The organism is Spirosoma taeanense (assembly GCF_013127955.1).
Classification (GTDB): Bacteria; Bacteroidota; Bacteroidia; order Cytophagales; family Spirosomataceae; genus Spirosoma; species Spirosoma taeanense.
Map to the genome: position 1 here is coordinate 3,125,549 of NZ_CP053435.1, position 12,656 is coordinate 3,138,204.

10 protein-coding genes are annotated in these 12,656 nt (G+C 55.0%); 7 read left to right on the forward strand and 3 right to left on the reverse strand.

Annotated features, from left to right (window positions below):
• Nucleotides 1–135: 135 nt before the first annotated feature.
• Nucleotides 136–2,265 (forward strand): nitrite/sulfite reductase, encoded by a 2,130-nt coding sequence (locus HNV11_RS13115; RefSeq protein ID WP_171740094.1) that lies wholly within the window; start codon nucleotides 136–138, stop codon nucleotides 2,263–2,265.
• A 60-nt stretch (nucleotides 2,266–2,325) separates the two neighbouring features.
• Entirely contained in the window at nucleotides 2,326–3,078 is a 753-nt protein-coding gene (cobA, locus tag HNV11_RS13120; RefSeq protein WP_171740095.1) for a uroporphyrinogen-III C-methyltransferase, read from the forward strand.
• 64 nt (nucleotides 3,079–3,142) lie between these two features.
• Here cobA and HNV11_RS13125 read toward each other — a convergent pair whose 3' ends face one another.
• From HNV11_RS13125 to HNV11_RS13135, 3 genes are all read right to left on the reverse strand, one after another.
• Entirely contained in the window at nucleotides 3,143–3,844 is a 702-nt protein-coding gene (locus HNV11_RS13125) for an SDR family NAD(P)-dependent oxidoreductase (protein ID WP_171740096.1), read from the reverse strand.
• 97 nt (nucleotides 3,845–3,941) lie between these two features.
• Nucleotides 3,942–4,703 (reverse strand): GTP cyclohydrolase I FolE, encoded by a 762-nt coding sequence (gene folE / locus HNV11_RS13130; RefSeq protein WP_171740097.1) that lies wholly within the window; start codon nucleotides 4,701–4,703, stop codon nucleotides 3,942–3,944.
• On the reverse strand, nucleotides 4,666–5,097 hold the full coding sequence (locus HNV11_RS13135; protein ID WP_171740098.1) for a 6-pyruvoyl trahydropterin synthase family protein: 432 nt from the start codon (nucleotides 5,095–5,097) through the stop codon (nucleotides 4,666–4,668). The genes folE and HNV11_RS13135 overlap by 38 nt, the downstream gene beginning before the upstream one ends.
• A gap of 236 nt (nucleotides 5,098–5,333) precedes the next feature.
• Between HNV11_RS13135 and HNV11_RS13140 the strand changes: the two genes are divergently transcribed.
• The 5 genes from HNV11_RS13140 (at nucleotide 5,334) to HNV11_RS13160 (ending at nucleotide 12,647) form a co-directional block, all read left to right on the forward strand.
• Entirely contained in the window at nucleotides 5,334–6,461 is a 1,128-nt protein-coding gene (locus HNV11_RS13140; protein WP_240163416.1) for an MBL fold metallo-hydrolase, read from the forward strand.
• A 133-nt stretch (nucleotides 6,462–6,594) separates the two neighbouring features.
• Nucleotides 6,595–8,673: a PAS domain-containing sensor histidine kinase gene (locus HNV11_RS13145; protein ID WP_171740099.1), complete on the forward strand. Its 2,079-nt coding sequence runs from the start codon at nucleotides 6,595–6,597 to the stop codon at nucleotides 8,671–8,673.
• Between the two features lie 109 nt (nucleotides 8,674–8,782).
• Nucleotides 8,783–10,165 carry a Gfo/Idh/MocA family protein gene (locus HNV11_RS13150; RefSeq protein ID WP_171740100.1) on the forward strand — a complete coding sequence of 461 codons (1,383 nt, stop codon included), beginning with the start codon at nucleotides 8,783–8,785 and terminating at the stop codon, nucleotides 10,163–10,165.
• 96 nt (nucleotides 10,166–10,261) lie between these two features.
• Complete coding sequence (locus HNV11_RS13155; RefSeq protein WP_171740101.1) at nucleotides 10,262–11,485, forward strand: sugar MFS transporter; 1,224 nt, start codon at nucleotides 10,262–10,264, stop codon at nucleotides 11,483–11,485.
• 94 nt (nucleotides 11,486–11,579) lie between these two features.
• Entirely contained in the window at nucleotides 11,580–12,647 is a 1,068-nt protein-coding gene (locus HNV11_RS13160) for a mevalonate kinase family protein (RefSeq protein WP_171740102.1), read from the forward strand.
• The last annotated feature ends 9 nt before the right edge of the window (nucleotides 12,648–12,656 follow it).

Consider the following 12,656-nt stretch of genomic DNA (forward strand, 5'->3'; position numbering starts at 1 on the left):
TAGCTATCCATTCAGCGAACTGAATCGCCCGAAAATTCCTTTATTATTGTACCTGAATGCCATAAACAGACGCCGGATTTCACCGGCGTTTAGTTTTAATAAATTAGTCTTTTAATTCTATAGACAATATACCTCATGTCTATCCAACTGACCGATAATGTAAGTGCAGCCGCCCGGCGCGACATTCTGGACCTTGAACAAAGGATCAGTTCATTCCGGTCGGGTGAGATTCCTGATGAGGCCTTCCGTAAGTTTCGTCTGACGCGGGGCGTGTATGGACAGCGGCAGCCGGGCGTCCAGATGATTCGTATCAAGCTGCCGCACGGTCGTATCACGGCCGATCAGCTGGTGCGGATTGCCGATTTGTCGGATAAGTACGCAACGGGTAATCTCCACGCCACAACCCGTCAGGACATTCAGTTGCACTTTGTTAAACTGGCTGATTCGCCCCAGCTCTGGGCCGACCTCGAAGACGCGGGCATTACGCTGAAAGAAGCCTGCGGAAACACCGTTCGGAACGTAACGGGTTCGGCGCGTGCCGGTGTTGACCCATTGGAGCCGTTCGATATTACTCCTTACGCTTACTCGATTTTCGATTACTTCCTGCGCAACCCGATATGTCAGGATATGGGTCGTAAGTTCAAGATTTCGGTATCGTCAAGCGAAAAGGATTCAGCGTACGGCTTCATGCACGACGTTGGTCTGGTTCCACGGATTCAGGACGGCAAACGGGGCTTTAAGGTGATGCTGGGTGGCGGTTTGGGCGCGCAGCCCTTCCCGGCGCAGACAGCATCGGAGTTTCTGGAAGAAGAGCGGATTATTCCGTTCATCGAGGGCGTCATCCGCGTATTTGACCGCTATGGCGAACGCCAGAAACGGCACAAGGCCCGGATGAAATATCTGCTCAATGACATTGGGCTGGAAGAACTGCTCCGGCGCATAGCTGAAGAGACACCGGCTTTACGTAATAAAGAGTTTGTTGTTGATCACAACCCGGAGAATCTCCCAGCCGAGCGCCCGGAAGTGAGCAACTACCAGCCGGCGCTTGACAATCCGAAGTTTCAGACCTGGTTTAAAACTAACGTTTTTGAGCAAAAGCAGGCCGGCTGGTATGCCGTTCAGTTGCGGGTTCTGCTGGGCGATATGTCGTCAGATACGGCGCGGGCGCTGGCACAGGTGGTCAGGCAGTACGCGGCCGATGATATCCGCGTAACGGTTAACCAGGGTTATCTGCTCCGGTTTATCCGGCCGGAAGACCTGCCCGCCGTTTTCGAGGCACTCGACGCACTCGGTTTAGCCCAACCGGGCTTCGACACCACCGCCGACATTACGACCTGCCCCGGTACCGATACCTGTAACCTCGCCATTTCGAGCAGCTACGGCATCACCCGGGCGCTGGAAAAAATGATGCATGACGAGTTTCCCGATCTGGTATTCAACGATGACATCAAAATCAAGATTTCGGGCTGTATGAACGGTTGCGGCCAGCATTCGGTCGCCAATATTGGCTACCACGGCTCGTCGCTGAAGAATGGTGCGTTCGTCCTGCCCGCTCTGCAGGTTCTGCTGGGTGGCGGTTTCAACGGCAAAGGCGAAGGCCTGATTGCCGATAAAGTTATCAAGATTCCGAGCAAGCGCGGCCCCGACTCACTGCGGCTGTTGCTACGCGACTTCGAAGCCAATAGCTTCGACGGCGAGTACTATAGCGACTACTACGCCCGGCAGGGTAAGAATTATTATTACCAGTTGCTGAAACCGCTGGCCGACCTGAAAACATTGGTCGACAGCGATTATATCGACTGGGATCATACCGAGCAGTACGTAACGGAAGTGGGTGTTGGTGAGTGCGCGAGTGTCCTGATCGACCTTGTGGCAACCACGCTGACCGAAGCGACCGAAAAGCTGAGCTGGGCGCAGGAAGCGCTGGCCGAAAGCCGCTGGGCCGACGCCATCTACCATGCCTATAACGTGTTCATTACCGGCGGCAAAGCGGCTCTGATGAGCCGTGACATCCCGACGAACACGCAGCACGGGATTGTCAGTGATTTTGACCGGACGTTCGCGGGCGATTTCCACGAAGCGGAGGGCGACTTCAAGACGCTGGTCTTCAGCATCAATAAGCACGAGCCTTCGGAAGACTTTGCCCGCCAGTTCATCGCGCAGGCTGACGCCTTCCTGCAGGCTATTCAGGCGTACCGCGACGCCCAGCTCGAACTGGAAGGCGCACCTGAACTCCAGGAGTTAACCCAGGCGCAGGATAGCTAAATTAAAGAGTGAATAAGTGATGCTGAACACCAGCGTCTTTCGCTCATCCACTCTTTATCCATGAAACTAACCCTCGTAGGCGCCGGTCCCGGCGATCCGGATCTGATAACGCTTAAAGGCGTTCGGGCACTGCAGCAGGCTGATGTGGTCATGTATGATGCGCTCGTGCACCCTGATCTGCTTGAGTATTGTCGTCCTGACGCGCTGAAGGTATACGTAGGTAAACGGCGGGGCGCTTATTCCTGCATGCAGGAAGATATCAATCCGCTCATCGTGCATTACGCCCAACAGCACGGCCACGTGGTGCGGCTGAAAGGGGGCGACTCGTTTGTATTCGGACGGGGCTGGGAAGAAATGGATTACGCCCGGCAGCACGGCATTGAGACGGAAGCAATTCCCGGTATTTCGAGTAGTTACGCCGTACCGGCTTCGGCGGGTGTACCGCTGACAACGCGGGGCGTTTCCGAAAGCTTCTGGGTCGTGACGGGCACCACTAAAGACGGACAGCTTTCGGCCGATCTGCGGCTGGCGGCTCAGTCGTCGGCAACAGTCGTTGTCCTGATGGGCATGCATAAACTGGCCGAGATCATGGCCACCTTCGATCAGACCGGCAAAGCGAATACGCCCGTCGCCATTATTCAGAACGGCACCCTGCCTGACGAACAAATTGTAACCGGCCAGGTAAGCAATATTGTGCAGCGCGTAAGCGAATCCGGCATTGGCAATCCGGCCATCATCGTGGTTGGCGAAGTAGCTGCGCTGGGTGACGCCAGCCGACAGGTAGCTATGCAGGCTCTGAGCGCCGACGAATAACCGACAGCACTTCGGCTTTTCATACAAACACAGCCCACGAGCCTGGCTCGTGGGCTGTGTTGTTTTATTTCAAACTGCCCATCCCACCATCGACGCCGATGATCTGACCAGTAATCCAGCTCGCCTTATCGGAAAGCAGATAAGCCGCCATGCTCGCAATATCCTGTGGAGTACCGTACCGGTTCAGGGGGTGACGCTTATTACCGGATTCGCGTTTTGCTTCATCGGCCAGCAGGAACTGCGCCAGGGGCGTATCGGTTAGGGACGGCGCAACGGCGTTGACGCGGATATTAAACGGAGCAAACTCAGCTGCCAGCGACTTCGTCAGGCCCTCAACGGCCGATTTCGCGATGGAAATGGACGAGTGAAGTCCCATGCCCAGCTTGACCGCTACTGTGCTGAATAGCACTATACTAGCACCTTTTGCTTTCTTAATGGCCGGAAAGGCCGCGTGGATGGCCGCAACAGCGCCTAGTACGTTAATTTCCAGATCAGCGCGGTAGTCATCAACCGTAAGCCGTTGAAACGGCTTGAGATTGATGGTACCAGGACAATATACCAGCCCATGCAGGACATCGGGAAGGGGGCTAAGCGCTTCCTCGGCCGGAGTTCGGGTTACGTCCCACGTCAGGTGGGTAGACTGGATACCTTCGGGTTGACGACGGCCCGCCGTAATGAGGGTAGCACCCTGGGTCTGGAGCTGTTCGGCGAGGGCATGGCCAATACCCGAACTAGCGCCAATAATCAAAATCGTTTTACCTTGCATTCTGCTGAGTTCTAAAGCTTGAAGGGTTGCAGACATACCGGGCGACGGACGTATCCGCTCCACTGCGTATGCCTACAACCCTTCAACCAGCGAACTCTTAAATAGTTACGCCGGGCTGTGCCAGATAGCGCTGCAGTTCCTGCCGGGTGGCTTCCTCCTGAAACTTACCGCCGTAAGAGGCCGTAATCGTCGAGGAGTTGACATCATGCACCCCCCGCGTCGAAACGCATAGGTGCTTGGCATCGATAATCACCGCTACGTCTTCAGTTTCCAGTACCCGCTTCAATTCATCGGCAATCTGAACCGTCAGGCGCTCCTGCACCTGCGGCCGCTTGCTGAAATACTCCACAATCCGGTTCAGCTTCGACAATCCAATCACTTTACCGCTGGAAATATAGGCCACGTGCGCTTTACCAATGATTGGAACAAAGTGATGTTCGCAGTACGACTGAACGGTAATATCTTTCTCCACCAGCATTTCGTTGTACCGAAACTTGTTGTCGAACAACGTAGACTGAGGCTTATTGGCGGGATTCAGACCCCGGAAAATTTCCTTTACGTACATCTTGGCCACGCGCCGGGGCGACCCTTTCAGGCTGTCGTCGGTCAGGTCGAGGCCCAGAACGCTCATAATCTCCCGAAAATGCTCTTCGATGAGATCAATCTTCAGATCATCATCCAGGTCGAAAGCATCGGGGCGCATCGGGGTATCAATCGAAGACGCGCCGTGTGCCTCACCGATTTCATCGGCCAGTAGCTCATCAACGGCTTGCGCGTTATAGTGACCGTTCAGATGGACACCATTCGCCTTGAGGCCATTGTCAGACGGGGTATTCGACGAAGTTCCGTTCAGTTTCATACAATCTGATTTTAAGATCTAAGCCCTCGCTTAGCTGGTTACGTAAAATATTGTAGATGACGATTGCAATGTTTTCCGCCGAAGGATTCAGATCGGCAAACTCTTCCGTATCGAGATTGAGGTTTTTATGGTCAAACCGATTCAGGACGTGCTCCTTGACGAGATCGCCCAGGAATTTCATGTCGATGACGTAACCCGTTTCAGGATCGACCGGGCCGGTCACCTGCACAATCAGATCGTAATTGTGGCCGTGGAAGTTATTGTTGTTGCATTTGCCGTAAACACGGGCGTTTTTCTCATCCGACCAGTTTGGGTTGTTCAGACGATGAGCCGCGTTGAAATGCTCCTTCCGAAACACCGCAACCCGTAGGGCATCTGCCCGGGGAATATCCATAGAAAGCAAATCGAAATAGGGTTCGATCAACCTGTCGTTACAAAGTATGTGTACAACACAGGCAGACGGCAGAACGTGTAGCCAGGACGTTCCTTAGTGTGCGTTTATCGAAAAAATTAACCCAACACCGACTAAATTTGTTCAACTTTTTCGCAAAAAGATTAAACACGTTCGATCGATTCATTTATAGAACATTCATTTTAATGGGTTCGTTCCGCCGGGAACCCTCCCGAAAGATGCCCCGTTCTCGTTTCATCATGCAGCAATTGAAACCCATTATGCTTACCACCGTTCTTATTTTGACAGTATTGGTTGTGGGGGTTACCCTGTTTATGCGACAGGCTACGTTCGGCAGCGATCCGGCCAGCGAACGGCTCGACCGAATCCGGAAGTCGCCAAACTTCCGCGACGGATCGTTTCAGAATCTGACCCCTACGGCCGTCATGCGTGAAAATGCGTCGTATGCCGCCATGCTGACCGACTACGTTAACAAACCCAAAGACAACGTACCGCCCCGTCCGCTGCCTTCCGTCAGGACCAACCTGAAGACTCTGCCGGACTCAACGCCGGCCATTGTCTGGTTCGGGCACTCGTCGTACCTCATCCGGTCCAAAGGCGTAACGGTTCTGGTTGATCCGGTATTCAGCGGCAGCGCGTCGCCGGTATCGTTCTTCGGCAGGTCGTTCGCCGGTTCAGACGTGTACTCCGTCGATGACATGCCCGACATCGATCTGCTGGTTCTGTCGCACGACCACTATGACCACCTCGACTACAAAACCATTACCCAGCTGATTCCGAAAGTCAAAAAATTCTATACGGGTCTGGGCGTTGGTGCGCACCTGGAGCGCTGGGGCGTTCCAGCCGACCGGATTGTGGAATTTGACTGGTGGGAACGCCAGCCCGTAGCCGACGGCATCGACCTGATTGCTACGCCGGCGCGCCATTTTTCAGGCCGTAGTTTCGCGCGCGGCAAAACGCTCTGGACATCGTTTGTGCTGCATCTGAACGGCTCCACGATTTTTCTCGGCGGAGATTCGGGTTACGGTCCGCATTTCCAGGAAATCGGCGAAAAATACGGTCCCTTCGACCTGGCCATTCTGGAATGCGGGCAGTACGGCCGCGACTGGCCCAGCATCCATATGTTCCCCGAGGAAGTAGCCACCGCAGCCGGGGATTTACGGGCCAGAACCCTCCTGCCGGTTCACTGGGGTAAGTTTACGCTCGCCAATCACTCCTGGAATGAACCGATCAAACGACTGCTCAAACAGGCCGCCAGTCAGAAGTTGGACGTTACCACACCCCGTATTGGCGAGCCGGTTCTGCTCGGATCGGTTCACCCGGATTCGGACTGGTGGAATTTTTAATGAATGTTACCGCCATCAGCGCAAACCGAATGGGTAAAATCTGTTGAAATCTGTTATTTTGCGATACTGGAATCATCTGTTGAAATGTTTCGACCAAAAGCGCCTGTCCAGGTAAGTGCTGCGGTTTCTTTTTATGAATAGTAACACGTCCGGGTATGCCTTCCTGACGGGTGGGGGCGAAATGGGGGTTATGATACGCTCCTTCGACTGGTCAACAACTCAACTCGACACCCCGGATCATTGGTCTGCAGGTTTACGTACCACCCTTGGTATTCTGTTGTCGTCCCGTAATCCTATGCTGCTCTGGTGGGGCTCCGATGCGGTTCAGATTTATAACGATGCATACCGGCCTTTGCTGGGCAATCAGGCTCCGCACAAAAGCGCATTAGGACAGCCGGGAGAAGAGTACTGGGCAGATATATGGCCAGGCTTCGAAACCTTTATTGACAACGTCTGTCGGACCGGCGAAGCGGTCTTTGAGGCTCAGTCGCCCGTGGCCGGACAGGCACGGTGGCGGTTCACGTACACGCCCATCCGGGACGATACGGGCCAGGTAGCGGGCGTCCTGGCTACGGGCTACGAAGCCGAACCGTCAGCGCGAACCAATGCAGCGGGCAGCCACATTCACCGGATCATCGGCCAGGCAGCGCTCTATGAAGACCAGCAGCACCTGCTTTCGCTGCTTGAGAACAGTTCCGACTTTATGGCTCTCAGCAACTGGCAGGGGCAGTTGATGTACGTCAACAAAGCGGGTCGGGAACTCGTCGGGATTGGGTTAGACGATGACATCTCACGGCTCCGATCGGCCGATTTTTTCGAAGTCGAACATTTTCAGCCAATCGCGGAAGAAGCCTATACGACCTTATACACGACGGGCAGCTGGTCGGGTACGGTCCATTTTCGGCACTTCATCACGGGCGAGATCATTCCGTGTCATGCTGATTATGTTCGCCTGGACGACCCCGTTACAGGCGAACCAATTGCCCGGGGTGCCACCATTCGCGACCTGCGTTCAGAACTGGCCGCCAAAGCCGCCCTGACCCAGACCAATGCCGAGCTTCAGCAACTGATTCAGGAATTCCGGTTCGTCACGGATTTCATGCCTCAGATGGTCTGGGCAACTCTGCCCGACGGCTATCACGATTTCTATAACAAAGGGTGGTATGATTTCACGGGCCTTACCTATGAGGAAACCAAAGCCGAAGGCTGGAACCGCGTACTGCACCCGAATGACCAGCAGCGGGCGTTGACGGTGTGGAAACATTCGCTTGAAACCGGTGAACCTTATGAAATTGAGTATCGCTTTCGACGCCACGACGGAGATTATCGCTGGTTTCTGGCGCGTGCCCTGCCCTTTCGCAACAGCGAGGGTGCGATTATCCGCTGGTTTGGCACCTGTACGGATATTCACGATCAGAAATCATTTGCAACTGAACTGGAGCGACAGGTAGCCGAACGGACCAGCGCGCTCGCCCGGGCCAATATTGACCTGCGCCGGTCCAACGAAAACCTGGAGCGCTTTGCCTACGTAGCCAGCCACGACCTGCAGGAACCCTTACGTAAGATTCAGTCATTCGGGGATATTCTGAACGCGACCTATGCTCATCAACTGGGCGAGGGCACGGCGCTGGTTGAACGGATGCAGACGGCCGCCATGCGCATGTCGTCACTGATCAAAGACCTGCTCGCTTTTTCGCGCATTGCCAATCACCGGAGCGCCTTCCAGGAACTGTCGCTCAACGACATTCTGGCGAATGTCCTGACTGATCTGGATTATGCCGTGCAGGAATCAGGCGCGCTTGTTGACATCGCCAGCCTCCCTACGGTAGAAGGCGACAGCGCTCAGTTGGGGCAACTATTCCTGAATCTGGTTTCAAACGCCATCAAATTTCGGCGGCCCGGCGAAACACCCCGCATTCGGGTCACCAGCCAGCTAGTCTCCAGAGACCAATTGCCGGGTTCAGCGCGGCCGCTCAATCCGGCCAGCCACTATCATCAGATTTCTGTCGCCGACAATGGAATTGGCTTCGACGAAAAATACCTCGACCGTATCTTCGACGTTTTCCAGCGCCTGCACAGCAAAACCCAGTATACCGGTACGGGCATCGGCCTGGCCATCGTGAAGAAAGTGATCGAAAACCACGATGGAGCCATTACGGCCAGCAGCCAGCCTGACCAGGGAGCCACTTTCGTGGTCTATCTGCCCGCCTGATTCGGTCCCGGTAAAAGGCTCCTGCTGCGGAGACGTGGAATTTATGATTTTTGGGTGGAAACGTCGTTCTTTGAAACACTAACCTTGTCACCCTACGCATTCTGTCGTTATGAAACCCACCCGACGCGAGTTTATCCGAACGGCCGCCCTTACCGGAGCGGCTGCCTCTGCCTTTCCCACCGTCCTGACCGCAGCCAGTTCCGTAGCTTCGTCGTTGGGTGACCCGGCAGCTGATAAAGTACGGCTGGGGTTTATCGGGGTCGGATCGCGGGGCCGCAGCCACGTCGAGCAGGCGCTCTACCGCGACGATGTAGTCATTCCGGCTATCTGCGACATTGACCCGGACAGCATCGCCCGAACGAACGAGATTTTTAAGAAAAAAGGATTGGCACTTCCGGAAGCCTATACGAAAGGCGACGAAGCGTTTTTGCAGATGCTTAAACGCGACGACCTCGACGGGGTCATTATTGCTACGCCCTGGGAGTGGCACACACCGATGGCCGTTGCCACCATGAAAGCGGGTAAATATGCAGGCGTTGAAGTGTCGGCAACGGTTACGCTGAAAGAGTCCTGGGACCTGGTCAATACGTTTGAAAAAACGGGCGTGCCGTGCATGATCCTCGAAAACGTGTGTTACCGGCGCGATGTCATGGCGGTTCTGAACATGATCCGGCAGGGTTTGTTCGGTGAAATGACCTATGCCCACTGCGGCTATCAGCACGACCTGCGCGACATCAAATTCAACGATGGTAAACATTATGCCGGGGGCGGGGTCGAATTTGGGGCGAAAGGCTATGCCGAGGCCCGCTGGCGGACGCAGCACTCCGTCGATCGCAACGGCGACATCTACCCGACCCACGGTCTTGGCCCGGTTGCCCACTGGCTCGACATTAACCGGGGCAACCGCTTTCTGCACCTGACCAGTACAGCCACCAAAAGCCGGGGACTCCATAAGTATGTCGTCGATAAGGGCGGACCGAACCACCCGAACACCAAGGTTAATTTCAAACTCGGCGACATCGTAACGACCGTCATCCAGTGCGCCAATGGCGAGAACATTGTTCTCATGCACGATACCAATTCACCCCGTCCCTACTCGCTTGGGTTCCGGGCGCAGGGCACCAACGGAATCTGGATGGACGACAACGATATGATCTACCTGGAGAACGTAAGCCCCAAAGCCCACGCCTGGGAACCGTTTGCGTCGTATCAGGAGAAATACGACCATCCGCTCTGGAAACGCCACGCCCAGACGGCCGAGAATGCGGGGCATGGCGGCATCGACTTTTTTGTGATGCGGGCCTTTATCGAATCGGTGAAAACCAAGACGCCCCCACCCATCGACGTGTATGACGCAGCCGTCTGGAGCGCCATCAGCCCCCTGTCGGAAGAAAGCATTGCGGGCGGCAGTAAACCGGTCGAAATTCCGGATTTCACGCGGGGGAAGTGGAAAACAAACAAACCGATTTTCGCCCTATCGGACAACTTTTAAAGAGGTTCCTGCGTGGAAAACCAATTTCTATTTTTAATTTGTAAAAATTTTTAAAATATAGGTTCACCCCCGGCTCCAGTTAATCACTGACTCCCAATGACCCCGACCGCGACTCAGACCCCTTCTAAAAACTACGTTGGCCCCCTGCTCATCATTGGTGCTCTTTTCTTTGTTTTTGGCTTCGTTACGTGGGTCAACAGCGTCCTGATTGCTTTTTTCAAACAGGCCTTCAACCTCAGTACGGTCGGGTCGAATCTAGTTGCGTTCGCGTTTTTCATTTCCTATACGCTGATGGCTATTCCGTCGTCGGCGGTACTGAAACGGACCGGCTTCAAAAACGGGATGTCGCTGGGATTGCTGGTCATGGCCGTTGGAACGCTGATCTTCGTGCCCGCAGCGAAGGCGGTTTCTTACCCGCTGTTTCTGGTTGGGCTCTTCCTGATCGGCATTGGTCTCACGGTATTGCAGACGGCCTCTAATCCGTATGCAACTATCCTCGGCCCGCGCGAGAGTGCGGCTCAGCGGATTAGTTTCATGGGTATCGCCAACAAACTAGCGGGGATTATCAGCCAGTTCATTTTCGGAGGACTGCTCCTGACGGGTGCCAATGCGGTATCCGGAGCGGCCTCACTGGAGAAAGTTGTCACGCCATACCTGATTCTGACCGGCGTTCTGGTGTTTCTGGCGGGTATGATTCGGTTCTCAAGCCTGCCTGAAGTGTCGGAAGAGCAGGACGATACGCCGACCGACGTTAGCATTCATACCAGCGTCTGGCAGTTTCCGAACCTGGTGCTGGGTGTACTGGCTCTGTTCTGTTACGTCGGTGCTGAAGTGATTGCGGGCGACACCATCATCAATTACGGTAAGGCCCTCGGCTTTGACAATGATGAGGCCAAGTACTTCACGACGTATACGCTTTACGGCCTGCTGGGGGGTTACGTGCTCGGCATTGTCTTGATTCCCAAGGTCATTTCGCAGCAGACCGCTTTACGTTTTGGGGCGGCTTATGGCCTGGTACTGACCGTCGCTACGTTACTGACCAGCGGTTTTACGTCGGTGCTCTGCGTCGCCCTGCTGGGCTTTGGGTTAGCCCCTGTCTGGCCTGCTCTCTGGCCGCTTGCCCTGAACCGGCTGGGTCGGTTTACCAAGATTGGCTCCGCCCTGCTCATCATGGGCATTTCGGGTGGTGCGCTGCTGCCGTTGCTGCATGGTTACCTCACGGACGTAATCAGCCCAAAAATGGCGTATGCACTGCTGCTGCCCCTATTCAGCTTCATTCTGTACTACGCCGTGTCGGGCCATAAAAAGTCGAGCTGGTAGTATTTCAACTGGTAGGAGCAAAGGTTAACGCAGGTGCTGGCGGAGATTTTGTTTGCCTCCCTGCCTTAGTCTTTGCTTCTCTGCGTTTATCCGAATGACTGCATCTACCCCCGGCCGAATTTGCCTGTTTGGCGAACATCAGGATTATTTAGGCTTACCCGTTATTGCCGCTGCTATTTCGCGCCGGATTGCCATCGAAGCCCACAACGTCGCTACGTCGGGGTTTCGGCTGAACCTGCCCGACATTCAGGACCTGGTACAGATTCCATTTGACAGGCAACCTTTATCTTATCCGAACGACCGGGATTACTTCCGCTCGGCGGTGAACATCCTTCTGCGGGAGGGCTTTACGTTCTCGCGCGGGATTGAGGGCGAAGTGCGCGGCAACATTCCGATCAATTCCGGTACGTCGAGTTCGTCGGCGCTGATCGTAACCTGGCTGAACGTTTTAAGCCAGTTGGCCGACGAGCCGCGTCAGCTCGCTCCCGAGCGGCTGGCCGAACTGGGCTACCGGGCCGAAGTGCTGGAATTTGGCGAACCGGGCGGCATGATGGACCATTACGCGACGGCCGTTGGTAACGTGATCTACCTGGAGTCCAATCCGGACATTCGTCTGCTCGAACTAACCCCTGCCCTCGGTACCTTTGTTTTGGGCGATTCGCAGGAACCCAAGGATACCCTCGGGATTCTAAAACGGGTTAAACTCGGCATGCTGGACATCATCCAGCGGATTACGGTCGTCAATCCCCGGTTTTCCCTGCACAATTCGGCAATCACCGAAGCGGCCGAGTACAAAGACTTCCTGAGCAAAGACGAGTATATTCTGCTGAAAGGCAACCTCGCAAACCGCGATATTCTGCGCGATGCTTTATCACTTTTACAATCCTCCGGCCCGATGGATCACGTTCGATTCGGGCAGTTGCTGACCGACCACCAAGCGAATCTGCGCGACGCTCAGCGAATCAGCACGCCCAGGATCGATCGGATGCTCGACGCGTCGCTGGCGGCCGGAGCACTGGGCGGCAAAATCAACGGTTCGGGTGGAGGTGGCTGCATGTTTGCCTACGCGCCGGAAAACCCCCAGGCCGTTGCCGAGGCCATCCAAAGGGAAGGCGGCAAAGCCTATATTGTGCAGATCGATCGGGGTACAACCCTCGGTTGATTTCTGGCC